General features: G+C 65.7%; 23 protein-coding genes. 12 read left to right on the top strand and 11 right to left on the bottom strand.

The features are described 5' to 3' along the window. Positions 1–4: 4 nt before the first annotated feature. Together A6A04_RS12970 and purH are read right to left on the bottom strand one after the other, a co-directional pair. Positions 5–718: a glycosyltransferase family 2 protein gene (locus tag A6A04_RS12970; RefSeq protein WP_068493524.1), complete on the bottom strand. Its 714-nt coding sequence runs from the start codon at positions 716–718 to the stop codon at positions 5–7. A 17-nt stretch (positions 719–735) separates the two neighbouring features. Next, on the bottom strand, positions 736–2,316 hold the full coding sequence (purH, locus tag A6A04_RS12965; RefSeq protein ID WP_068493523.1) for a bifunctional phosphoribosylaminoimidazolecarboxamide formyltransferase/IMP cyclohydrolase: 1,581 nt from the start codon (positions 2,314–2,316) through the stop codon (positions 736–738). Positions 2,317–2,454: 138 nt separating this feature from the next. Between purH and wecB the strand changes: the two genes are divergently transcribed. Further along, entirely contained in the window at positions 2,455–3,564 is a 1,110-nt protein-coding gene (wecB, locus tag A6A04_RS12960) for a non-hydrolyzing UDP-N-acetylglucosamine 2-epimerase (protein WP_068493521.1), read from the top strand. A 137-nt stretch (positions 3,565–3,701) separates the two neighbouring features. Beyond that, positions 3,702–4,322 carry an SIS domain-containing protein gene (locus tag A6A04_RS12955; RefSeq protein WP_068493519.1) on the top strand — a complete coding sequence of 207 codons (621 nt, stop codon included), beginning with the start codon at positions 3,702–3,704 and terminating at the stop codon, positions 4,320–4,322. A 159-nt stretch (positions 4,323–4,481) separates the two neighbouring features. On the opposite strand, the gene A6A04_RS23450 is transcribed toward A6A04_RS12955, so the two are convergent. The 3 genes from A6A04_RS23450 to A6A04_RS12940 form a co-directional block, all read right to left on the bottom strand. Next, positions 4,482–5,891: a methyl-accepting chemotaxis protein gene (locus A6A04_RS23450; RefSeq protein WP_172822771.1), complete on the bottom strand. Its 1,410-nt coding sequence runs from the start codon at positions 5,889–5,891 to the stop codon at positions 4,482–4,484. 11 nt (positions 5,892–5,902) lie between these two features. Further along, positions 5,903–6,427 carry a PAS domain-containing protein gene (locus A6A04_RS12945; RefSeq protein ID WP_068493834.1) on the bottom strand — a complete coding sequence of 175 codons (525 nt, stop codon included), beginning with the start codon at positions 6,425–6,427 and terminating at the stop codon, positions 5,903–5,905. 162 nt (positions 6,428–6,589) lie between these two features. Continuing rightward, positions 6,590–7,204, bottom strand: coding sequence for a TetR/AcrR family transcriptional regulator (locus A6A04_RS12940; protein WP_068493517.1), 615 nt, complete (start codon positions 7,202–7,204; stop codon positions 6,590–6,592). 171 nt (positions 7,205–7,375) lie between these two features. Here A6A04_RS12940 and A6A04_RS12935 point away from each other — a divergent pair, with 171 nt between their 5' ends. The 7 genes from A6A04_RS12935 to A6A04_RS12905 all read left to right on the top strand — a co-directional run bounded on the left by A6A04_RS12935 (position 7,376) and on the right by A6A04_RS12905 (position 14,206). Further along, a complete protein-coding gene (locus tag A6A04_RS12935) occupies positions 7,376–8,341 on the top strand; it encodes a KpsF/GutQ family sugar-phosphate isomerase (protein WP_068493515.1) in 966 nt (321 codons plus the stop codon). Then, complete coding sequence (gene lptC / locus A6A04_RS12930) at positions 8,342–9,028, top strand: LPS export ABC transporter periplasmic protein LptC (protein WP_245651195.1); 687 nt, start codon at positions 8,342–8,344, stop codon at positions 9,026–9,028. After that, positions 9,025–9,972, top strand: coding sequence for an LptA/OstA family protein (locus A6A04_RS12925; RefSeq protein ID WP_068493513.1), 948 nt, complete (start codon positions 9,025–9,027; stop codon positions 9,970–9,972). Before lptC ends, A6A04_RS12925 begins: the two co-directional genes overlap by 4 nt. A 41-nt stretch (positions 9,973–10,013) precedes the next feature. Then, positions 10,014–10,799: an LPS export ABC transporter ATP-binding protein gene (gene lptB / locus A6A04_RS12920; protein ID WP_068493830.1), complete on the top strand. Its 786-nt coding sequence runs from the start codon at positions 10,014–10,016 to the stop codon at positions 10,797–10,799. Positions 10,800–10,811: 12 nt separating this feature from the next. Further along, positions 10,812–12,326 carry an RNA polymerase factor sigma-54 gene (rpoN, locus tag A6A04_RS12915; RefSeq protein WP_068493511.1) on the top strand — a complete coding sequence of 505 codons (1,515 nt, stop codon included), beginning with the start codon at positions 10,812–10,814 and terminating at the stop codon, positions 12,324–12,326. A gap of 109 nt (positions 12,327–12,435) precedes the next feature. After that, positions 12,436–12,900, top strand: coding sequence for a PTS IIA-like nitrogen regulatory protein PtsN (gene ptsN, locus A6A04_RS12910; RefSeq protein WP_068493509.1), 465 nt, complete (start codon positions 12,436–12,438; stop codon positions 12,898–12,900). A gap of 31 nt (positions 12,901–12,931) precedes the next feature. Beyond that, positions 12,932–14,206, top strand: coding sequence for a hypothetical protein (locus A6A04_RS12905; protein WP_068493508.1), 1,275 nt, complete (start codon positions 12,932–12,934; stop codon positions 14,204–14,206). Positions 14,207–14,222: 16 nt separating this feature from the next. Here the strand turns inward: A6A04_RS12905 and A6A04_RS12900 are convergent, their stop codons facing one another. The 4 genes from A6A04_RS12900 to A6A04_RS12885 all read right to left on the bottom strand — a co-directional run bounded on the left by A6A04_RS12900 (position 14,223) and on the right by A6A04_RS12885 (position 16,766). Continuing rightward, positions 14,223–14,468 (bottom strand): DUF1150 family protein, encoded by a 246-nt coding sequence (locus A6A04_RS12900; protein ID WP_068493506.1) that lies wholly within the window; start codon positions 14,466–14,468, stop codon positions 14,223–14,225. 1 nt (position 14,469) lies between these two features. Beyond that, positions 14,470–14,979: an Hsp20 family protein gene (locus A6A04_RS12895; RefSeq protein WP_068493504.1), complete on the bottom strand. Its 510-nt coding sequence runs from the start codon at positions 14,977–14,979 to the stop codon at positions 14,470–14,472. 147 nt (positions 14,980–15,126) lie between these two features. Next, positions 15,127–15,999 carry a prephenate dehydratase gene (locus A6A04_RS12890; protein WP_407670267.1) on the bottom strand — a complete coding sequence of 291 codons (873 nt, stop codon included), beginning with the start codon at positions 15,997–15,999 and terminating at the stop codon, positions 15,127–15,129. 11 nt (positions 16,000–16,010) lie between these two features. Beyond that, on the bottom strand, positions 16,011–16,766 hold the full coding sequence (locus tag A6A04_RS12885; RefSeq protein ID WP_068493502.1) for a 3-deoxy-manno-octulosonate cytidylyltransferase: 756 nt from the start codon (positions 16,764–16,766) through the stop codon (positions 16,011–16,013). A 108-nt stretch (positions 16,767–16,874) separates the two neighbouring features. Here A6A04_RS12885 and A6A04_RS12880 point away from each other — a divergent pair, with 108 nt between their 5' ends. After that, positions 16,875–17,639 carry an enoyl-CoA hydratase gene (locus A6A04_RS12880; protein WP_068493500.1) on the top strand — a complete coding sequence of 255 codons (765 nt, stop codon included), beginning with the start codon at positions 16,875–16,877 and terminating at the stop codon, positions 17,637–17,639. Here A6A04_RS12880 and A6A04_RS12875 read toward each other — a convergent pair whose 3' ends face one another. Beyond that, entirely contained in the window at positions 17,640–18,059 is a 420-nt protein-coding gene (locus A6A04_RS12875; protein ID WP_068493498.1) for an ArsC/Spx/MgsR family protein, read from the bottom strand. It abuts the gene before it with no gap. A gap of 251 nt (positions 18,060–18,310) precedes the next feature. Between A6A04_RS12875 and A6A04_RS12870 the strand changes: the two genes are divergently transcribed. After that, complete coding sequence (locus A6A04_RS12870; protein WP_068493496.1) at positions 18,311–21,271, top strand: methyl-accepting chemotaxis protein; 2,961 nt, start codon at positions 18,311–18,313, stop codon at positions 21,269–21,271. 16 nt (positions 21,272–21,287) lie between these two features. Here the strand turns inward: A6A04_RS12870 and A6A04_RS12865 are convergent, their stop codons facing one another. After that, complete coding sequence (locus tag A6A04_RS12865) at positions 21,288–22,580, bottom strand: adenylate/guanylate cyclase domain-containing protein (RefSeq protein WP_068493494.1); 1,293 nt, start codon at positions 22,578–22,580, stop codon at positions 21,288–21,290. A 225-nt stretch (positions 22,581–22,805) separates the two neighbouring features. Here A6A04_RS12865 and ffh point away from each other — a divergent pair, with 225 nt between their 5' ends. Further along, complete coding sequence (ffh, locus tag A6A04_RS12860; protein WP_068493492.1) at positions 22,806–24,170, top strand: signal recognition particle protein; 1,365 nt, start codon at positions 22,806–22,808, stop codon at positions 24,168–24,170. Positions 24,171–24,179: the final 9 nt, after the last annotated feature.

Below are 24,179 nucleotides of genomic sequence, written 5' to 3'. Positions count from 1 at the left end.
CCGGTCAGTCCAGCAGATTGTAGCGGATGATGCAGTAGAGCGCCCGGACACCGTCGCGCCAGCCGATCTTCTTGCCTTCCTCGTAGGTGCGACCGGAATAGCTGATCCCCACCTCGTAGATGCGGGGGCGGGGCCGCAGCCGCGCCACCTTGGCGGTGATCTCGGGCTCGAAGCCGAAGCGGTTTTCCTCGATGGTCACGCCCTGGATGATCTCGCGCTTGAAGGCCTTGTAGCAGGTCTCCATGTCGGTGAGGTTGAGGTCGGTGAACATGTTGGACGCCAGCGTCAGCACCCGGTTGCCGATGGAGTGCCAGAAATACAGCACCCGGCTTTCGTCGCCGCCCTTGAAGCGCGAGCCGAACACCACGTCGGCGCGGCCGTCCAGGAAGGGCTTCAGCAGCTTGGGGTAATCGGCGGGGCTGTATTCCAGGTCGGCGTCCTGCACCAGCACGATGTCACCGGTGGCCTTCTGGAAGCCGGTGCGCAACGCGGCGCCCTTGCCCTGGTTGATGCCGTGCTCGGCGGTGATGATCTGGGGATGCTTGGCGGCCAGGGCCTTCATCACCTCCACCGACTTGTCGCGCGAGCCGTCATCGACGATCACCATCTCCAGGTCCAGGCCGCAACGATCCGCCGCCAGGACCCGATCAACGATGGCTTCCAGGGTCTTTTCCTCGTTGTAGCAAGGAATGACGATGGTGAGCTTTGTGAGGGACATGGGATCGCTCCTGGAAATCAGTGCCGGAAGTGACGCATGCCGGTGAACACCATGGCAAGCCCCTTCTCGTCGGCGGCCGCGATCACCTCGGCGTCGCGCATGGAGCCGCCGGGCTGGATCACCGCCGTGGCCCCCGCCGCCGCCGCCGCCAGCAAGCCGTCGGCGAAGGGGAAGAAGGCGTCCGACGCCACCACCGAACCGATGGTGCCCGGCTGGGCCAGACCGGCCGCGGTGGCGGCTTCCTGGCTCTTCCAGGCGGCGATGCGCGAGGAGTCGACCCGGCTCATCTGCCCGGCGCCGATACCGACCGTGGTGCCGTTCTTCACATAGATGATGGCATTGGATTTGACGTGCTTGCAGACACGGAAGGCGAACAGCAGGTCTTCCAGTTCCTGCTGGCTCGGCGCCCGCTTGGTCACCACCTTCAGCTCCTGCAGCGCGACGCGGCCATTGTCCTTGGTCTGGAACAGATAGCCGCCCGCCACCGGGCGGAGCGTCATGCCGGGCTCGTTGGGGTCGGGCATGCCGCCGGTGACCAGCAGGCGCAAATTCTTCTTGGCGGCAAAGGCGGCCACGGCAGCCTCGTCGGCATCGGGGGCGATCACCACTTCGGTGAACAGCTTGGCGATCTCTTCCGCCGTGGCGCCGTCCAGCTTGCGGTTGATGGCGACGATGCCGCCGAAGGCCGAGACCGGATCGGTGGCCAGCGCCGCCTTGTAGGCCGACACGATGTCGGAGCCCACCGCCACGCCGCAGGGATTGGCGTGCTTGATGATGGCCACGGCGGGCTTGTCGAATTCCGCCACCAGCTCATAGGCCGCGTCGGTATCGTTGAGGTTGTTGTAGGACAGTTCCTTGCCCTGGAGCTGCTTCGCCGTGGCCACGCCGGGACGCTGATGGCCGGTGACGTAGAAGGCGGCGGCCTGGTGCGGATTCTCGCCGTAGCGCAGCGACTGCTTCAGCTCGCCCGCCACCACCACCCGGCGGGGGAAGGTGTCGCCCAGCTGCTTGGCAAACCACTGGGAGATGGCGGCGTCATAGGCGCCGGTACGGGCATAGGCCGTGGCCGCCAGCTTCTTGCGCAGGGCAAGGGTGGTGGCGCCATTATTGGCCTCCAGCTCGGCCTTGACCACGCCGTAATCCTCCACATCCACCACCACCGCCACGGCGGCGTGGTTCTTGGAAGCGGCACGGATCATGGCGGGGCCGCCGATATCGATATTCTCGACGCATTCGTCGTAACCGGCGCCCTTGGCCACGGTGGATTCGAACGGATAGAGATTGACCACCAGCAGGTCGATGGGAGCGATGCCGTGCTCGGCCATGGCCGCCTCGTGCTCGGCATTGCCGCGAATGCCCAGCAGGCCGCCATGGACCTTGGGGTGCAGGGTTTTGACCCGGCCGTCCAGCATTTCCGGGAAACCGGTATGGTCGGCCACTTCCACCACCTTGATGCCCGCGTCGCGGATGGCCTTGGCCGAACCGCCGGTAGACAGGATCTCGACGCCCCGGCTTTCCAGGAAACGGGCGAAATCGATCAGGCCGGTCTTGTCGGAGACCGAGATCAGGGCGCGGCGAACGGGCATCAAATCGGACATGGGACGGCACTCTCCGGCACGGACGGGATTTGTCGGGGGATATAGCACAGCCCGCGCCCGAGGACAGGTCGGAATTTTCCGCTTCTGCCCCTGGAAGCCTGCCGCTATATACAGAGCCGTCATCCGGACGGGATTTTCATGAGCCAAAGGCCGAGAACCGTGGTCTGCGTCGTCGGCGCCAGACCCAACTACATGAAGGCGGCCCCCATCGTCGCCGCGTTGAAGGACTCCGCCCGCTTCCGTCCGCTGCTGGTCCATACCGGCCAGCACTACGATCCCGACATGAACGACACCTTCTTCGCCGAGTTGGGCATGCCCGCCCCCGACGCCAATCTGGAAGTGGGATCGGGCAGCCATGCAGTGCAGACCGCCCAGGTGATGATCCGCTTCGAGCCGGTGCTCGACGCCGCCCATGATCCCATCGTGCTGGTGGTGGGCGACGTCAATTCCACCATCGCCTGCGCCCTGGTCGCCGCCAAGAAGGGCGTGCCGGTGGTGCATGTGGAAGCGGGCCTGCGCTCGCGCGACCGCGCCATGCCCGAAGAGATCAACCGGGTGCTGACCGACCAGATTTCCGACCTGCTGTTCACCACCGAGCGTTCGGCGGCGGCCAATCTGACGGCGGAAGGCATAACGCCCGAGCGTGTCCATTTCGTCGGCAACGTCATGATCGACACATTGGTGGCCAATCTGCCGCGCGCCACCGCCCCGGCCGAGACCCTGGCCGCGGCCGGGCTGGCGGTGCCGGAGAGCTTCGCCCTGTCCACCTTGCACCGGCCCTCCAATGTGGACGAGCCCGAGGTGCTGGCCCGGCTGCTGGACTGCCTGGCCGAGATCGGCCGCGAGCTGCCGGTGGTGATGCCGCTGCATCCGCGCACCCGTGGGCGCATCGAGGCCGCCGGTCTGGCCCACAAGCTGGACGGCAGGACCATCCTGCCGCTGGGGCCGCAGGGCTATCTCGCCATGCTGGGTCTGATGAAGCACGCCCGGCTGGTGCTGACCGATTCCGGCGGCATCCAGGAAGAGACCACGGCGCTGGGCATTCCCTGCCTGACGCTGCGCGACAATACCGAACGTCCAGCCACGGTGGAGTTCGGCACCAATACGGTGGTGGGGCGCGACACCGGCCGCATCCTGGCCGCCACCCGCGAGATTCTGGACAACGGCGGCAAGGCCGGACGCGTTCCTGAATTCTGGGACGGAAAAGCGGCCCTGCGCATCAAGGCCGTGCTGGACAGTGTTTTTTGATATGGATCCCACTCATCCATCACCGTCATGCCCGGACTTGATCCGGGCATCCATGGACCCCCGGATCAGGTCCGGGGGTGACGAGGATTAGGTGGGCGTTTCCGCCTCATTGCCCGTTGCCGAAACCGAGGACCGCCATGTACTTCCCCGAAAAGCCCCATTCCAGCATCGCCGCCTTCTACGAGGCCTATAGCGAGAAAATCGCCCAGGCGCTGGCCTCGGTGCCGAAAAGCGCCCTGGCGGCGGCGGAAATCCTGCTGTCGGGCGCCATGGAAGCCGATGCCCATGTCTATGTCTGCGGCAATGGCGGTTCGGCGGCCATCTCCAATCATCTGGTCTGCGACCATGTGAAGGGCATCCAGACCGATACCAGCCTGAAGCCCCGGGTCCATTCCCTGTCGGCCACCATTGAGATGATCACCGCCATCGCCAATGACCTGGACTATGCCGAGGTCTTCGCCTACCAGCTGAGGACCTTCGCCCGGCCGGGCGACGTGCTGATCACCATCAGTTCGTCGGGGGATTCGGAAAACGTGGTCCGCGCCATCCAATGGGCCAAGGCCAACGGCGTCGGCACCATCGCGCTGACCGGTTTCACCGGTGGGCGCACCGCCAAGCTGGCCGATGCCAATCTGCATGTCAGCGCCGACAATTACGGCATCATCGAGGATGTGCACCAGTCGCTGATGCATGTGCTGGCCCAGTTCATCCGCATGAACCGCATGCCCCGCGATCTGGTGGCGGCAAGGAAGTTCTGAGTCTTTTTTGTCCCTCAAGCGCCGGGCGCATTCCTCCGGAATGCTTGGCTTTCGCGCCCACGCGGGCGCGGGGCCTCAACGGCCCAGTCGCTTCGCTCCGTTCTTGTCCCTCAAGCGCCGGGCGTGCGATGACCCCGGAGCGCGGGCGCCTCGCCCGCCCTACTTCACCTTGCTGACATACTCATTGACCTGACTGGTCAGCGATTCAACCACCTTGCCCAGCATGCGGGCGCTCCAGATCACCCGGACGGTGCCGCCGCAGGCCTGGGCCGAGGCCTGGGACAGGTGGGCGACGTTCTCCGAGACATCGGCGGCCTGTGCCGCCACCTCGTCGATATGTTCGGAAATCTCGCGGGTCACCGCCTCCTGTTCCTGCACCGCGCCCGCGATGGTGGCCGAAATGCGGTCGATGCTGCGGATGGTCTCCACCACATCGCCGATACCCGACGCCGCCGAACGTGCCGCTTCCTGCACCGCGTTCACCTGATTGGTAATGTCCTCGGTGGCCCGGGCGGTCTGGCTGGCCAGGGTCTTGACCTCGTTGGCCACCACGGCGAATCCCTTGCCGGCCTCGCCCGCCCGCGCGGCCTCGATGGTGGCGTTGAGCGCCAGCAGGTTGGTCTGGGACGCGATGTCGTTGATCAGGCTGACCACCTCGCCGATCTGGCTGACGGAATCGGCCAGCCCGTTCATGCGTTCCACCGTCGTCCCGATATCGGCGACGGCGTTCTGCGCCACGGTGGCCGAACGGGTGACCTGCTGGGCGATCTCGTTGATGGCCCCGGCCAACTGGTGGATGGACTCGGACACCGACGCCGCCCGCTGGGTGGTGACCTCGGCCGCCTCGCCCACGGTGAGCGAGCTGCCGCCCGCGCTTTCCGAGCGCGCCGCCATGATTCCGGCGGTCTGGCCGATGGCATTGGTGGCCTTGGAGACGTCGGCGACCATGGCCTGAACCGACTGCTCGAATCTGCGGGTCTCCTGGTCGCGGGCGTCCATGTCCGCCAGCACCTTGTTGATGCCCTCGGCATAGCCGAGATAGTCGCCGCGCAGACCCTGCAGCGGGATATAGCGGAAATACTGCTTTTGCCCCGCCATCTTCATGGCGGCGCCCGCGTCCTTGGCGAATTCCTCGGTCAGGTCCAGCACCCGGTTGAAGCCGGTCATCATGCGACCCAGCTCGTCGGTGCGCCCGATGCGCAGGACCCGGGCGTTGAAGTCGCCCTGGGCGGCCTGGGCCGCCACCGCTTCGCCCCGTTCCACCAGGGCGATGATGGCGCGGATTTGGGCGTTGGAGCGCAGAGCCAGGAAAAACAAGGCGCCGCCCGCCACCACCGCCAGCACCACCATGGTCCAGCCAAAACCGCGATGGGACGCGACGGCGGCTTCCAGCGAGGCGCGCCAGCCATCGCCACCCTTGGCGGCATCGGCTAGGGCGGCGGTCACCGAGGCGTCCATCATCAGGCCGTAGCCGATGGCGGCATAAGCCACCAGGCCGGTGGCCAGCAGGGCGATCAGGGTCATGGTGGTCGAGGCGGCGACCGTCCGGCGGAGCGAGGGGGCGGACATGGGGATGTCTCCTACCGGCTGATGGTCATGACCAGGCGGTCATAGCTGTCGAAACCCAGATCGCCGATGGTTTTCACCAGGGCGGCGAAGGACTGCTCCAGCCCCTGCTTGCGGTCGCTGGCGCCGTTCTCGATCCCCAGCAGGGTTTCGTAAAGCGGCTTGACCGTCGCCACCGCTTCCGGCTTGGGCACCCGCCGGTTGGAATGGTAGCCGATCAACTGCCCGGCCTTGTCGTAGCAGGGCGTCACATGGGCGAAGACCCAGTAATGGTCGCCATTCCTGGCCCGGTTGACCACATAGGCGAAGACCTCGTGCCCCTGGGCGATACGGTCCCACAGGAATTTGAAGACACAGCGCGGCATGGCGGGATGGCGCAGGATCGAATGGGGCGCGCCCAGCAGCTCGTCCTCGGTATAGCCGCTGATGCCGATGAAAACATCATTGGCATAGGTGATCTTGCCGGTGAGATCGGTCTTGGAGACGATCACCTCATCCCACTGAAACGTCCGTTCCACATTGCTAAGCGACCTGTCCATGGCCTTGCCCTGCCTGTTCACCGCGAGCTTGTCCCCAGATCGCCGTTCTTCCGGCGGCGATTCTGGATGCCGTACAAATACGATATCGCCTATACGAAAGTTAAGCCAAATCCAACAATTCGCCACGGAAAGTCACAATAACCTGGCGATCAATAGCTGGTTTCAGCGTTTCGGACCGAAGGCCCGCAAAATCACGTCGACGGCGCCGACGGTCACGCCGTCCAGGGTCTGGCCGTCGCGAAGCGGCAGCCCCAGCAGGGTCCGCATGAACAGATCGGTGCGCAGCAAGCCGATGAACTGGTCGGCGGCGACCCAGGGATCGTCGAGCACCAGTTCACCCCTGTCGGCCAGATCGGCCATGATCGCCGCAATCTGCGCCTTGCCGGCCGCCGGTCCGGAGTCATAGAAGGCGCGGGCCAGATCGGGCTGGCGCAGGGATTCCGCCACCACCAGGCGATACATGGCCAGCGCCTCGGGCGACAGCAACAGAGTCATCAGGCGCCGCGCCACTCCGGTCAGCACGGCTCGGACATCCCCCTGGCTGTCGATGCTCTGAAAGGCCTCGCTGCGTTCGCAACGCCGTTGGATCACCGCCGAGAACAACTGATCCTTGCTGGTGAAATGGGCATAGATGGTGGCCTTGGACACCCCGGCCCGGGCGGCGACCCCGTCCATGCTGGCGGCGGCATAGCCCACATCCAGGAACACCACCTGGGCGGCATCCAGGATGGCTTCCCGCTTGGCCGAGGGTTTGCGGCCGGATAAAGGCTTGGACATGGTGGCTCCGGAAACTGCTTCCGGCAAAACTAAACCAAGCGGTTCAGTTTTTAAAGCTGGCGATTTTAATGCAGGAAACGGACCACATCCCCTGCTTTTGGCTTTCCGTCCAAACCCGGATTCGTATAGTTAGGGCCTCCGGTCATTGGGAGCCGGGACAAGGGATTCGCCATGACCTCTGCCGCCGAGGATATCGCCACCGCCCGCAAGGTGCTCGCCACCGAGGCCGAGGCCCTGAGCGCGCTGTCGGCCGGGCTGGGCGAGGCTTTCGTCAAGGCGGTGGGGCTGCTGGAAGCCGCCAAGGGCCGGGTGATCGTCACCGGCATGGGCAAGAGCGGCCATGTGGGGCGCAAGATCGCCGCCACCCTGGCCTCCACCGGCCGCCCATCCTTCTTCATCCACCCGGCCGAGGCCAGCCATGGCGATCTCGGCATGGTGACCTCGGAGGATGCGGTCGTCGCCCTGTCCAATTCGGGCGAAACTCCCGAACTGGGCGATCTGGTGGCGTTTTCCCGCCGCTTCGAGATTCCGCTGATCGGCATCACCTCGGGCGCCAAGAGCACCCTGGCCGTCTCCGCCGATGTGGCGCTGGTGCTGCCTCCCATCCCGGAAGCCTGTCCCATGGGGCTGGCGCCCACCACCTCGACCACCATGATGCTGGCCCTGGGCGATGCCCTGGCCGTCACCCTGCTGGAGCGCAAGGGCTTCACCGCCGCCGATTTCAAGCTGTTCCATCCCGGCGGCAAGCTGGGCCAGCGCCTGCTGAAGGTGGGCGACCTGATGCATGGCGGCGAGGGGCTGCCCCTGGTGGCCCCCACCACCCCCATGGCCGAGGTGCTGCTGGTGATGACCGCCAAGAGCCTGGGCTGCGCCGGGGTGACGGACGGAAACGGACGGCTGGCCGGCATCGTCACCGATGGCGATCTGCGCCGCCATATGCGCCCCGACCTGCCGACCCTAGCCGCCGCCGAGGTCATGACCCGCGATCCTAAGACGGTGGCCCCCAACCTGCTGGCGGCCGAAGCGCTGCGCATCATGAACACCAAGGCCATCACCAGCCTGTTCGTGGTCGACGAAACCGGGTGCCCGGTGGGCGTGCTGCACGTCCATGACTGCCTGCGCGCGGGAGTGGCCTAGGTGCTGCCCAGCGCGACCGAACGACTGGCCGCCTTGCGGCATCGTCTGCGTCGACCCCAGACCGGGCCGTTCTCCAGCTATTCCCGCTTCGTCGGTTTCATGAAGGTGCTGCTGCCCGCCTTGGCCGCCGTGCTGCTGGGGCTGGTGGTGGTGTGGCCCAAGCTGGCGCTGGAGGACAAGCGTTTCCAGGTGGGGTTCGCCAAGCTGCCGTCCAAGGAGGTCGAATCCCTGGCCATGCAGAACGCCCGTTATTTCGGCCTGGACGAATCCAACCGCCCCTACGCGGTCACCGCCGATCTGGCGAAGCAGCAGCCGGGCAGCCGCGACCTGATCCATCTCACCGCGCCCAAGGCCGATTTCACCTCCACCTCGGGGGCCAATATCGTGGTGGATGCCGCCACCGGCGTCTACAACCAGGTCACCAAGACCCTGGACCTTGCGGGCGGGGTCAACCTGTACCACGATGCCGGTTACGAACTGCACACGCCCACTGCCGTCTTCGACCTGGCCCGCAATACCGGCCGGGGGCTGGAACCGGTGGAAGGGCACGGACCACAAGGCCGCATCCAGTCCGCCGGTTTCGAGCTGGCGGGCAAGGGACGCGACATCACCTTCACCGGCAAGGCCGCCCTGACCTTGCGGGGAGCCTCGCCCCAGGGCCAGGGCAAGGGAGCCAAACGCCGATGACGCCGACCGCCCGTCTTTTGCTGATGCTGCTGGGGTCCGTGTCCCTGGCCGGGACCGTCCATGCCCAGGGGTTCGACATGGGCAAGTCGGGCGACCAGCAGATCCAGGTCTATTCCGACAACGGCATCGAATGGCATTCCGAGGATATGCGCGTCATCGCCCGGGGCAACGCCCACGCGGTGCGCGGCGACATGACGGTCAATGCCGACACCCTGACCGCCCACTACCGCAAGGGACCCAAGGGCGACGAGATCTGGCGCCTGGACGCCGACGGCAACGTCACCATCAAATCCCCCAACGAGACCGCCACCGGGGCCAAGGCGGTCTATGACCTGGACAAGGCGGTGTTCGTGCTGAAGGGCGCGCCGTCGCGGCTGGTCACGCCCACCGAGACCTTCCAGGCCAGCGAGCAGCTGGAATACTGGGAACTGAAGCGTATGGCGGTACTGCGGGGCGACGCCGTGGCCACCCAGGACGGCAAGACCCTGAAGGCCGATGTCCTGACCGCCCACTTCAAGGAGAAGGGGGCCAAGACCCAGGCGGCCAAGCCCGCCGCCGCCAAGCCCGGCGCCACCAAATCCGATGGCGGATCGCTGGAGATGCAGCGCGCCGATGCCTATGGCCATGTCGCGTTGGCCACCAGCACCGAGACCGTCACCGGTGATCGCGGCGACTACAACGCCGAAAGCGGTATCGCCACCGTCTCGGGTTCGGTTAAGATCATCCGGGAAGGCGGCAACCAGCTTCAAGGCGGTTACGCCCACGTCAATCTCAATTCCGGGGTCAGCAAGCTGTTCGCCGAGGCCCCGGGCGGCGCCGAGTCCGGCAAGCGGGTCCAAGGCGTCTTCATTCCCCATAAGAAGGGTGATAAGGACGCCACCGAAGAGGCGGGGACCAAGGGCCCCCCCGGCTTCGTGGGCAGTGTGCCCGGCGCCAGGAGGTAAGGGGACAGATGAAACCTGTGGTCACCCATCCGCCGCTGGGCATGCCCGACAAGGGCAAGGCCCATGACAGGGAACGGACCACCGTGCCGCGCCTGGTGGCCGACAATCCCGGCCTAGTGGCGCGCGGCCTGGGCAAAAGCTTCAAGAAACGCCCGGTGGTTCGCGATGTCTCCATCACCGTTCAGCGCGGCGAGGCGGTGGGCCTGCTGGGTCCCAACGGCGCGGGCAAGACCACCTGCTTTTACTGTATCACCGGCCTGATCGCACCCGATACCGGCTCCATCACCCTGGACGGCGAGGACATCACGTCCTTGCCCATGTATCGCCGTGCCCGCCTCGGCATCGGCTATCTGCCGCAGGAAGCCTCCATTTTCCGCGGCCTGTCGGTGGAGGGCAATATCCTGGCCGTCCTCGAAGTGGTGGAGCCCGACCGCGAGCGGCGGGAACACGACCTGGAAAGCCTGCTGGCCGAATTCTCCATCAGCCACTTGCGCCGCGCCCCGGCCCTGGCCCTGTCGGGCGGCGAGCGCCGCCGCGTCGAAATCGCCCGCGCCCTGGCGTCGCGGCCGCATTTCATCCTGCTGGACGAGCCGCTGGCCGGTATCGACCCCATCGCGGTGTCCGATATCCGCGATCTGGTCGGCCATCTGAAGCATCGCGGCATCGGCGTGCTGATCACCGACCACAATGTGCGGGAAACCCTGGACATCATCGACCGCGCCTACATCTTGCATGACGGCGCCGTCCTGATGGAGGGCCGCCCGGCCGAGATCGTCGCCCATGAAGGGGTGCGGCGGGTCTATCTCGGCGAACGGTTCAGCCTGTAGGCCGAAACAGTCATGGTCCTCGCCCCCCGGCTGGATATCCGTCAGACCCAATCGCTGGTGATGACGCCACAGCTGCAGCAAGCCATCAAGCTGCTGCAGCTGTCCAATATCGAGCTGTCCGCCTTCATCGAGCAGGAGATGGAGCGTAACCCGCTGCTGGAGCGGGAAGACACCGAGCGCGGCCTGGAACGAACCGAACCCAAGGCCGACGCCAATGATCTGCCGCTGCTGGACTCCGTTCCGGCCGCCGAGGCGCCGCTGCTGGATAACATGACCTCCACCTCGGCCAGCGAGGGGCTGGACGTGGACTACGACAACACCTTCAACAATGACAGCCCGTCCGATGGCACCGATGGCGAGGCCTTCGGCCAGTGGAGCTCGCGCAATGGCGGCAGCCACAGCTTCGAGGACGGCGAATCCAGCCTGGAAGCCACCGTGGCGGGCGAGATCAGCCTGCGCGACCATCTGGTGGCCCAGCTCAACATGGATGTGCCCGATCCGGGCGACCGCATCATCGGCCTCCACCTCATCTCCATGCTGGATGAGGCGGGCTATCTGATCGGCGACCTCGCCGAGCTGGCGGCGCGGCTGGGCTGTCCGCCCAAGCGGGTGGAGCGGGTGCTGAAACGGGTCCAGGGCTTCGACCCGGTGGGGGTGTTCGCCCGCACCCTGAAGGAATGCCTGGGCCTGCAACTGGCCGAGCGCAACCGCCTGGATCCCGCCATGCAGGCGCTGCTGGACAATCTGGAACTGCTGGCCAAGCGCGACCTGGCCGGGCTGATGCGCATCTGCGGCGTCGACGCCGAGGACATGTCCGAGATGATCGGCGAGATCAAGGCGCTGGACCCCAAGCCCGCGTTGCGCTTCGACCATGTGGTGGCCCAGCCCATCACCCCCGACGTGCTGATGCGCCGCGCCCAGGACGGCGGCTGGCTGGTGGAGCTGAACTCCGATACCCTGCCCCGGGTGCTGGTCAATACCCGCTACTATTCCAAGATCGCCGGCGCGGCCCGCTCCAAGGACGACAAGACCTATATCAGCGAGCGCTACCAGTCGGCCAACTGGCTGGTGAAGTCGCTGCACCAGCGCGCCACCACAATTTTGAAGGTGGCCACTGAACTGGTGCGCCAGCAAGACGCCTTCTTCCGCCACGGCGTCCAGCATCTGCGTCCGCTGGTGCTGCGCGACATCGCCACCGCCATTTCCATGCACGAAAGCACGGTCAGCCGCGTCACCTCCAACAAGTATATCGCCACGCCGCGCGGCATCTACGAGCTGAAGTATTTCTTCACCCAGTCCATCAATTCCGCCGATGGCGGCGATGCCCATTCCGCCGAGGCGGTGCGCCACCGCATCAAGGCGCTGATCGACGCCGAGGGCAAGCAGGTGCTGTCCGACGACCAGATCGTGGTGGCGCTCAAAGCCGACGGCATCGACATTGCCAGGCGAACAGTGGCAAAATACCGCGAGGCCATGAACATCGCGTCGTCGGTACAACGGCGTCGCGAGAAGTCGCTGGGACTGTGACTTGCGTCAAGCTTGACTCGGGCGGGGGCCGGAACTATGTTCCGCCCCGCTCCCGGCCGAGCCAGGAGACTCCGCGGACCGGCAAGAGTCCGCATGATAGGGTGGATTCATGGAAATCACCGACCTGATCAACCCCGCCGCCGTCATTCCCAATCTGCGCGCGACCTCCAAGAAGCACGCGCTGCAGGATTTGGCGCGCCGCGCGGCCGAGATCACCGGCCTGCACGAGCGGGCCATTTTCGACGTGCTGCTGGAACGCGAGCGCCTGGGAACCACCGGCGTCGGCAACGGCATCGCCATTCCCCACGGCAAGCTTGCCGCCCTGGACCGGCTTTACGGCCTGTTCGCCCGGCTGGAAAAGCCCATCCATTTCGAATCCATCGACGAACAGCCGGTGGATTTGATCTTCCTACTGCTGGCGCCGGAAAGCGCCGGGGCCGATCACCTGAAGGCCCTGGCCCGGGTGTCGCGGCTGCTGCGGGACAAGGGCGTCTGCGAAAAGCTGCGCGGCACCGATAATGCCGACGCCCTTTACGCGCTGCTGACCGAATCCCCGGCCTCGCGGGCGGCCTGACCGGCCCCCGGCCGAAGAGGACAAGGGTGTCATGACGCCGAAGCTTTCACCGGACCGGCTGCTGCTGGCGGGTGCCGTCGTGGTGGCCGGCCTGATGGCGGCCCAGATTCTCGGCTCGCCCGCCGCCCTGATCTTCGACGAAATCCTGCATTTTCCCGGCGTCGCCCTGTTCCAGTCGCTGGGACCCGGCGAGGATTTCCTGCGGCGGCTGCCCACCGCCGTGGGGCCGCTTTACGCCCTGATCCACTGGGCGGCGCTACCGCTGACGGCGGGAACCGCACCCGGGGTGCGCCTGATCAATCCCCTCCTCGCCGGACTAATGCTGCTGGCGCTGGCCCATATCCTGAAGCGGCGGAACCAGCCGCCGCTGGCCGTGGTCATGGCCCTGGCGGTTCCCACCGTCTGGGTGGTCACCGGCATGGCGCTGACCGAGATTCCCGCCATGCTGTTCGTCGCCCTGGGCATGGCGGCGCTGACAGACGAGGCCAACCGCGATCGCGCCGCCATCCTGTCGGGATTGGCCTTCGGCCTGGCGGCGCTGGGACGCCAACCCTATGTGGCCATGGTGCCGCTGGTGGCGGGAATCTTCCTGGTGCTGGGCGGTTGGGGATGGCGCCAAGTGGTACTGCACCTGGCCTGTGGCCTGCCGCTGCCCGTGATGGAGATGGCCATCTGGAAGGGCTTCATGCCCCCGGGCGAGGGCTTGACCTGGGACGGCTTCACGCCGCCCGCCGAGCGCCGCGCCGATGCCTTCAACCTGCGCTCCATGGCCCTGTCGCTGGGCTATTGCGGCGCCTTCATGCTGCTGATGGCGCCGGGCCTGATGCGGCCCGGCCGCGCTGTCCTGATGGCGGCCGTCGCGGTATTCGCCGCCAATGCCACCACCGGCTTCCTCCACGCGGTTCCCATGACCTCGGCGCTGCAGTCCCTGTTGCCTGATTCGGTCATCGGCCTGCTGGCGGTAGCGGCCTCCAGCCTGATCGCCGTGCTGGCCTGGCTGTTCGCGGCCGCCACGATGTCGTGGCTGTGGCGCCGCCGCCGGGATGCCTTCGACGTGGTGGTGGGGCTGGCCGCCCTGGGAATCGCCATCCATCCCGGCGTGATCGCCCTCAGCTTCACCAGCCGCTACACCATGATGGCGCTGCCCTTCCTGGTGATCATGGCCGCCAGCGCCATGCCGGCCACGCCGTGGCGGCTGGCCCGCCTGGGGATCGGAGCAGCCCTGGGCGCAGTGATGCTGAATTCCTACTACACCACCTGGGCGGCCTTGCTTTCCCAGGGCCTCCACGGTGGCGGTCTCCGTTAACCCCTCCCCGAACCGCTCAGTGAACGCTGAGCGGTTCCAGGTCGTGCTGACGCACCGCCGCGAAGGCGGTGGCGCGGTCGGGGGCACCGCCGATACGGGTGCCATCGGCGGCGCAGATGGCCCAGCCTCCGACACCTTCATCCCCCACATGGCGGACATAGGCGACCAGGGGAAGACCCCAATTGGCCAGGTCTACCGGGCTCATGACGCCATGCGGCGCGGCGGACGCGGTGGTGATGGTCTTGTCGTCTGCGTTTTTCATGTCAGACCTCCCTTTTAAGGCCGGTTCTGGCCCGGGATTTATGCGACTCGTCGGGTTCGGCGGCGACCGTGATGGTGCGAGCCGCCGGATCGACCGCTCCGGCTCCCTGGATGGGAATGCTGCGGATACGGGGTTCGGGCACCTCGCGGATGAGATCCACGTGCAGCAGGCCGTTGTCCAGGGCGGCGCCCTTGACCTCGATGCCCTCGGCCAGCACGAAGGCGCGCTGGAACTGGCGGGCCGCGATGCCGCGATGGATGAAGATACGGCCGCCGTCATCCTCGTTCTGGCGACCGCGGATGACCAGTTGATTGTCTTCCAGCGACACCGACAGGTCCTCCATGGCGAAACCCGCCACGGCCAGCGAGATGCGCAGGCCGTTTTCCGAGGTCTGCTCGATATTATAGGGGGGGTAGCCCTCGGCCGAGGTCTTGGAAATACGATCCAGGACCCGTTCGAAATGGTCGAAGCCGAGCAATAGCGGGCTATTGAATGCGGACATGCGTGACATGGATCCTCGTCCTCCTCACATCTGAGCGAGTACGGTGCCGAAGGGCCCGACCACCGGCACCCTTCCTGTAGTATATCTTGGGGGGAATTAAGGACTCGTCAAGCGCGAGGCCCGCGATGCCAGCCCCGACACCGACGCCGGAGGGGCTTATTCCCCCGGCGGACGCTGGCGCAGACGGAAGGGATGCAGCGGATAGACGCCCAGGATGCGGACCTCGTGGCTGAAGAAGTCCAGTTCCTCCAGCGCCTGGCGCAGGGCCCGGTTGGCGGGATGGCCTTCCACATCGGCATAGAACTGGGTGGCCACGAACTCGCCGCCCACCATGTAGCTTTCCAGCCGGGTCATGTTGATGCCGTTGGTGGCGAAACCGCCTAGCGCCTTGTACAGGGCGGCGGCCACATTGCGCACCCGGAAGACGAAGGTGGTGACACAGGGCTGGTTGGGATTGGGCTCCACCGCGTCGCGGGCCAGCACCACGAAGCGGGTGGTGTTGTGGGCGGCATCCTCGATATTGGCCTTGAGCGAGATCAGGCCATAGGCCTCGGCCGCCAGTTCCGAGGCGATGGCGGCGACGGTGGAGTCGCCACGCTCGGCGATCTCGGCCGCCGCGCCCGCGGTATCGGCGCCCACCACCACCTTCAGGCCCAGTTCGCGGATCAGGTTGCGGCACTGGCCCAGGGCATGGACATGGCTTTTCACGGTGCGGATGCCGTCAATGGTGGCGCCGGGCACCGCCAGCAGATGATGGCTGATGCGCTCGAAATGCTCGGCGATGATGTGCAGCCCGGCATAGGGCATCAGGTGGTGCACATCGGCGACCCGGCCCGCCACCGAATTGTCGATGGGGATCATGGCATAGCGGGCGCGGCCCTCGCGCACGGCGGCGAAGGTGTCCTCGAAGGTGGGACAGGGCAGCGGCTGCATGGCCGGATAGGCGTTGCGGCAGGCCAGATGGGAATAGGCGCCGGGCTCACCCTGGAAGGCGATGGCGCGGCTGGGATCGAGTGTGTCGGTCATCATCTCTTCGCCCATCATCGCTTCGCCTGATACCCGGCCAGCAGCACCCGCGCCCGCTCCAGGTCGGCGGGAGTATCGACACCCAGCGGAACCGTGTCAACCAAGGCGCAATCGATGCGCATGCCGTTTTCCAGGGCGCGCAGCTGTTCCAGCTTCTCGCGGGTTTCCAGCACGCCCTGGGGCAGGTCGACGAAACGCCGCAGCGACTCGCGGCGATAGGCATAGAGTCCGATATGATGATAATGTGGCCCGGCATTGGCGGGGACGGTGGCGCGCGAGAAATACAGAGCGCGGCCAACGCGCTGCCCCGGCGCCAGCGACACCACCGCCTTGACCACGTTGGGGTTGGTCCGCTCTTCATCAATTGTGATCTCGGTCACAAGCGTGGCGATGTCGACGCCGGGTGTTTCCAGCGGCGCGAACACGGCGCGGATCACCGAGGGCTCCAGGGTGGGCAGGTCGCCCTGGACATTGACCACCGCGTCATAGGCGCGGTCGGGGTCGAGCTTTTCCACCGCCTCCCACACCCGGTCCGACCCCGACGGATGATCGGGATCGGTCATCACCGCGTTGCCACCATGAGCATAGACCGCGTCGAACACCTGCGGCTCGGAACAGGCCACCACCACCGGCCCGATGCCCGCCTGCATGGCGCGGCGCCAGACATGGACGATCATGGGCTCGCCGCAGATATCGGCCAGCGGCTTGCCCGGCAGCCTTGTGGCCTGCATGCGGGCGGGAATGACGATGATGGGATTGAGAGCGGTCATGGCCTGATCCAAGGTAAGAGGCGGTCTCAACCATATCCCGCCCAGGCCCGTCTTGCCAGCCGCCGATGCTGAGCTACACTTCGCTCAAAATCCGAACCGGAGGCGTCCATGACTGACTTGATCCTGACCCATGTGGAAAGCGGTGTGCGGGTGATCCGCATCAACCGCCCCGACAAGAAGAATGCCCTGATAGGCGAGATGTACCAGGCCCTGGCCGAGGCCTTCGAGGGCGGAGAAGCCGATTCCGAGACCGGCGTCTTCCTGCTGCGTGGCAGCGAGACCGACTTCACCGCGGGCAACGACCTGCCCGACTTCCTGACCTGGGACAAGCTGTCGGGCTCGGTGGCGGATCGCTTCATCCGCGCCGTGGCCGGGGCGAAAAAGCCGGTGGTCGCCGCGGTGCGCGGCGCCGCCATGGGGGTGGGCGCCACCATCCTGCCCCATTGCGATCTGGTCTATGCCGCGCCGGGCACCAAGTTCCTGACCCCGTTCATCAATCTGGGCATCGTGCCGGAAGCGGCGTCGAGCCAGACCCTGCCCGCCCTGGCCGGCCATCGCAAGGCGGCCGAGATGCTGTTGCTGGGCGAGCCCTTCGGGGTGGAGACCGCGCTGGCCATCGGCCTGATCAACGCGGTGGTGCCCGGCGAGGAGCTGGAGGCCTTCGCCCTGGCCCAGGCGGCCAAGCTGGCGACCAAGCCGCGCGCCACCCTGCTGATGATCAAGCAACTGATGAAGACCCCGGCCGAGCCGGTGATGGACCGCCTGACCCGCGAGGCGCTGGTGTTCGACGCCTGCCTGAAGCGGCCGGAATTGAAGGAGGCGGTGGCCGCCTTCGCCGAGAAGCGACCGCCCGATTTCTCCAAGTGCCGCTGATCACACCTTCGGCGGAGGACAGGCGCCGTCGCTGCGGGGGCAGACCTCGGTCAGCGGCGGCCCTTCGGGCACCAGCCCCAACCAGGCATTCACCGCCGCCTCGTCGAATCCCACCATGCGCCTGCCATCGGATTCCATCAGCGGGCGGCGAATCAGCAGGGGATCGACGCACATGGCCGCCAGGGCCTCGTCGGCCTGCATCAGTTCCGGCACCACCGCCCCCGACTTCACCCGGGGGGCGGCACGGTTGAACCAGTCCGCCACCGGACGGCCGATAAAGAATGGGCGCAACGTGTCGGGTGTCCAGGCCTGAACCCGGATATCCAGCGCCACCACGTCGTGCCCCGACCGGATCAACGCCTGTTTCTGGCGGGTGTTGTTGGCACATCCTGGCTTTTCATAAAATACGATGACCGCCATCTCCCGAATCCCATTCTTCCGCCTTGGCGCGGTTTGAGCCTTACTGCTCCCGCCATTGATGCAAGAGGTGTACCTATTCCGGAGACGGCGGCGACGGGCCGAATAACTGAGGCGAATCGCCTAAAAAGCAGGCAAGTGCCCGGCATTTCGCCACGGTCTCTGTTCCAACCTAAAGCCGGGCTGGACACTCCATTCGTTTATATGCATACAGCGGATGTATGGGGTTTCAGGTTTGGGAGCCGGGTGTCCAGATGCGTGTCAACGAGCCGATTACCAATCACGAAATCGAGTTGCCCGAGGGCACAGTCCTGGTGTCCAAGACCGATCCCCAGGGCCGTATCACCTTCGTCAACCAAGCCTTCATCGACATCAGCGGCTATACCGAGGAAGAGCTGATCGGCGCGCCCCACAATCTGGTCCGCCATCCCCATATGCCACCCGCCGCCTTCGCCGATCTGTGGGCGACCATCAAATCGGGCAAGCCGTGGGAAGGTATCGTCAAGAACCGCGCCAAGAACGGTGATCATTACTGGGTGCGCGCCAACGCCACCCCCGAGATTACCGATGGCGAGATCACCGGCTTCATCTCCATCCGCTCGGCCCCGAGCCGCGCCCAGATCGACGCGGCGGAAAAGCTCTACGAGCAGATCCGCAACGGCACCGCCCGCAATATCACGGTCACGGAAGGAAGGGTGCTTGGCACCACCCTGGCCGCCCGGCTGGGCCGCCTGGCCAACAGCATCACCGGCCGCCTGACCGTCATCATCGCGGTGCTGGTGATGGTGATGATCCTGGGCATGGGCGCGGTGCTGGATGGCATGGGCGATTCCAACGAGGCCTTGCGCGCGGTCTACGAACACCGCACGGTTCCCGCCGGACAGTTGGCGGATGTCGTCGACCGCATGCGCGACAACCTGCTGAACGCCCAGTTGCTGCAAGACGAGTTGGCGGCGTCCAACAGCCTGGGCGTGCAAAAGCGGATCGCCCGCATCCGGGCCAATCGCGACCATATCGGGGCGGTCTGGCAGACCTATCGGTCCAATCCCCTCACCGAGGAAGAGAAGGAACTGGCCGACGAGTTCGAACAGGCCCGCAAAAGCTATGTGTCCAATGGACTGGAAGTGGCCATATCCCTGGCCGAGGCCAAGGATCTCGAGGGTCTGCGCGGGCATTCCGCCGACACCTTGCACCAGTTGTTCGAAGAAGCGCATCAGGCGGCGCGGAGCCTGGTTCTGCTCCAGCTCCGGGTCGCGGGCGAACTCTACGAAGACGCCAAGACGGATTTCCGCCATCACATGCGGCTGGGCTTCACGTTCCTGGTGTCGGGAACCCTGCTGGCGGTGCTGCTGGCGGTGCTGCTGGTCCGTTTCCTGCGCAAGCCGCTGGCGCGGCTGGAGCGGCATTTCAATGCCATCGCCGCCGGAGATTTCGTCCATGAGATCGAAATCGAGGCGGTCGCCGAGTTCCAGCGCCCCAATGCCCAGTTGCGCGCCATGAAGGCCAAGCTGGGCTATGCCGCCCTGGAACGGCAGGAAAATGCCGCCAAGGCCGAGGCCCACCTCAAGAAGGAAATGCTGAAGCTGACCGTCCTGCTGGAGGGCGAGGTGGAAACCACCGTCGCCGAAATCTCCACCCAGGCCGACCGCCTGCGCGAAGGTGCCGCCAAGCTGCTGGCCACCGCCGAGGAATTGCAGGCCCAATCCCAATCCATGGCCACCGCCATCGAGATCACCAGCGGCAATGTCCAGACCGTGGCCGGAGCCACCGAGGAACTGGAAGCCTCGTCGCGCGAGATCACGGCGCGCATCCAGCACAGTTCGGAATACAGCGAGGCGGCCCGCCAAAGGGTCGACGCCGCCAGCGCCAGCGTCGGCACCCTGACCGAGGCCACCGCCCGCATCGGCGATGTGGCCTCGCTGATCCAGGCCATCGCCGGACAGACCCGCATGCTGGCGCTGAACGCCACCATCGAAGCCGCCCGTGCCGGCGAGACCGGCAAGGGCTTCGCCGTAGTGGCCAGCGAGGTCAAGGGGCTGGCGGGCCAGACCGAGGACGCCATCGGCCGCGTCAATGCCCAGGCCCAGGACATCGAGCGCACCACCCGCGAGGCGGTGACCACCGTGGAAGCGGTGGCCGAAACCATCCGCGACATTGATGCCATCGCGGGCCAGGTGGCGGAATCCGCCGAGCAGCAGCGCGCCGCCACCGCCGAAATCATGGCCAGCGCCGTCCAGGCCGCCGACCATACCCGCGAAGTGGCCCATACCGCCGCCTCGGTACTGCACGGGGCCGAGATGACCGGCACCACGGCGCGCAAGGTCAACGAGCTGTCCGCCCTGGTCAGCCACGATATCGGCGCGCTTCAACGCCGCCTCAATGTCATCCTGCGCACCTCCTACGGCGGCAACCGCCGCGCCGTGGAACGGGTGCCGGTCTCGGTGGAGTTCTCGGCCGAATTCGGCGACCAGCGCTTCTCGGGCCAGACCGGCGACATCTCGGTGATGGGCGCCCTGCTGGTGGTGGGCAACGCGCCCAAGCTGGAAGGCGCCATGGGCACCATCACCTTCCCCGGCGTGGGCACCATTCCGTCCAAGGCCATCCTGGGCAGCCAACTCGGCATCCAGTGCCAGTTCGTCAAGGTGTCCAAGGATCAGAAACAGGCCATCACCGACGCCATCGAGGCGGCCAAGGCCCGCGACCTTCCCTATATCCAGGCAGCGCAACAGACCGCCGCCAAGGTGGCCACCGCCCTGGAAAAGGCCGTGGCCGATGGCCGCATCAGTCTGGGCGACCTGTTCGACAACGACTATGTCCCCATCCCCGATACCGATCCGTTGCAGCTGCTGGCCAAGCACACCGCCCTGACCGACCTGTTGCTGCCCGACATCATCGATACCGAACTGGCCCGGGATCCCCGGGTGGTGCTGTGCTGCGCCTCGGATCGCAACGGCTATATCGCCACTCATAACCGGAAGTATTCCGAGCCACAGCGCCCCGGCGACAAGCTCTGGAACATGGCTCATTCGCGCAACCGCCGCATCTTCGACGACCGCACCGGCATCCTGGCGTCGCGCAATACCCAGCCCTATCTGGCCCAAACCTATGTCCGCGACATGGGCGGTGGCCAGTTCATGCTGCTGAAGGAAATCGACTGCCCCATCATGGTCGGCTCGCGCCATTGGGGTGCCCTGCGCTACGCCCTGAAGCTGTGAGCCGGAGATTGACGGTTCAGACGGATGGCGACCACCGCCGGACGCTGACCAGCCCCTTGCGGCCCTTGACCTTGTTTTCCTCGGCGGGAGAGAAGCCATCGTCTGGCAATCCCGAGCGGCGCAGGGCTTGTTCGTCGATGACAAGCTGGTTTTCTTCCGCGAGGGAGCATAGACGCGCGGCAAGGTTGACACTGTCGCCGATGACGGTGAAGTCCTGGCGCTCCTTGGGGCCGATGGCCCCCAAGATGGCTTCACCGTCATAGATACCGATTCCGATGGCTCGCGCCATGGGGTGCGCCGCCAGGTCGATCAGAATCGATTGGGCCGCGGCCAGGGCACGGGCTTCACGATCACTGCCCTCGAAGCGCACCAGAAGGGCATCGCCGATCATCTTGTCGACATCACCACCATGGGTGGTGACGATCTCCACCTGACGGGTCATCAACTCGTTGAGGAACTCCACCGTGGCCTTGGGCGGATGAAATTCCGCCAGGCTGGTGAAGTCTCGAACGTCGGAATAAAAGAGAGTCATGCCGGCGCGGGTTGTCGGCACCTGGCCGCCTGGAGATTGCCTGGCGGCAAGACCGGCACTTTGGGATACGAAACGTTCCAACTGCCGCCTCAGCGTCTGTTGCACCTCCACACGTCCGTCGATATCCGCCTGCGCCTTGGTAACAACGCGCTGCAGCCAAAGCCCGAAGCCTAGCAGGATGACGATGGGCAGTACCGCGAAGCGGGAGAAACTCTCGACGATGACTTCGTCCAGTATGCTGGATGGCTCGTAGACCTCGAAGGCAATGGTGTGCTCTTTCGTATTAATCGGAACATAGATCTCGTAGAGTGAAAGATTATCCCGCTGAGTGGTTTCAATCTGCGGCTTCTTGTCCCGCAGCACCTGTCGCATCAGGGCGTTTTCCTCCCTCACGCCCAGGTCTGCCGGGTCTGTGGCGTACAAAGTGATTCCCCGCTCGTTGAAGATTTTCAGTTGCAGCACATGACCGTCATTGGCCGTTTCTTCCAGCAGGAAGCGGGCGCGAGCCCCGGCCGGATCGGCCAGGACCAGGGCGGGGCTCTCCCCACTGAGCAATCGTTCCCAGGTCTGGGGCTCGGCCCGCTCAACCAGTCGCACCGTGTTTTCGACCCGGCGCTGGGTGGTTTCCAGATAGACCCTCTTTTCAAGGGAGGTTACGGAAACCCAGCCGCCACCAAGCAAGAGCACGGCCGAAAGCGCGAGGCCCGGAACCAACCGGGTGCGAAACAGCCGAAGAATGGGAAACGGCTGGTCTGCGGGTTCTATGGAAAGGGTCATGCGCGCATCCTCCCTAGGTGCGGCTTGGATTGGAGCGGCCAGCATATGCGGTGCAACATGAATGGCCTCTGAACAAAACCGGCGGGGAAATTGTTGACTCTCCCCGCTCAGCGGACTACAACCCCACCCTCTTCAGATTTCTGGAGACCACCGCCTCCACGGAGGCCCGTCGGTCCGCGACTTTACGCGCACCGGCGTGTCATTGCTTATGGGTCACGGATTCGCATGTTCGAGGGCTTGAGTTCAAAGCTGGGGAAGGTTTTCGAGCGGCTGACCGGGCGCGGCGCGCTGACCGAGGCCGACGTCACCGAAGCCCTGCGCGAAGTCCGCGTCGCCCTGCTTGAAGCCGATGTGGCGCTGCCGGTGGTCAAGGACTTCATCGGCCGGGTCAAGGCCCGCGCCGTCGGCACCGAGGTGATCAAGTCGGTCACCCCGGGCCAGATGGTGGTCAAGATCGTCCATGACGAGCTGATCGCCACATTGGGCACCAAGGGCACCGAGCTGAACCTCTCCGCGGTGCCGCCGGTGGTGATCCTGATGGTCGGCCTGCAGGGCTCGGGCAAGACCACCACCTCGGCCAAGATCGCCTTCAAGCTGAAGCGCGAGAAGAAGAAGGTGCTGCTGGCCTCGCTGGACGTCTATCGTCCCGCCGCGCAGCAGCAGTTGCAGATTCTGGCCGGACAGGCCGAGGTCGGCTCGCTGCCCATCGTCATGGGCGAGATGCCGGTGGCCATTTCCAAGCGCGCCCTGGATGTGGGCCGCAAGGAAGGCTACGACGTGGTCATCCTGGACACCGCCGGGCGGCTGCATATCGACCAGGAGCTGATGGCCGAGGTCGCCAATGTCCGCGACGTGGCCAAGCCCACCGAGACCCTGCTGGTCACCGACGCCATGACCGGCCAGGACGCCGTCACCCTGGCGCGTGAATTCAACGAGAAGGTCGGCGTCACCGGCATCGTGCTGACCCGTATCGACGGCGACGCCCGTGGCGGCGCGGCGCTGTCCATGCGCTCCGTCACCGGACGCCCCATCAAATTCCTCGGCGCGGGCGAAAAGCTGGACGCGCTGGAAGTCTTTCACCCCGACCGCATCGCGGGACGCATCCTCGGCATGGGCGACATCGTCGGCCTGGTCGAGAAGGCCATGGAGACCATCGAGGTCGAAGAGGCCGAACGTCTCGCCAAGCGCATGGAGAAGGGCAAGTTCGACCTGGAGGACATGCGCAAGCAGTTCGCCCAGGTGCGAAAGATGGGCGATCTCAAGGGCATCATCGGCATGCTGCCCGGCCTGGGCAAGATGGCGGGGCAGATCAAGGACGCCAATATCGACAACAAGATGGTGGCCCGCCAGGAAGCCATCATCCTGTCCATGACGCCCGCCGAGCGCAAGAATCCCGACCTGATCAAGGCGTCGCGCAAGAAGCGCATCGCCGCTGGCGCGGGCATGAGCGTTCAGGACGTCAACAAGCTGCTCAAGCAGTATCAGCAGATGGCCGACATGATGAAAAAGGTCGGCAAGCTGGGCCAGAAGGGGCTGATGCGTCACGGCATCGGCGGTCTGCTGCCGCCCGGCGCGAGGTTCGGGCGCTAGGGGTTCCGG

Source organism: Paramagnetospirillum marisnigri, from assembly GCF_001650715.1.
Classification (GTDB): Bacteria; Pseudomonadota; Alphaproteobacteria; order Rhodospirillales; family Magnetospirillaceae; genus Phaeospirillum; species Phaeospirillum marisnigri.
The sequence above is the reverse complement of the archived record's forward strand: the minus strand, read 5'-3'. Positions and strand labels throughout refer to the sequence as shown.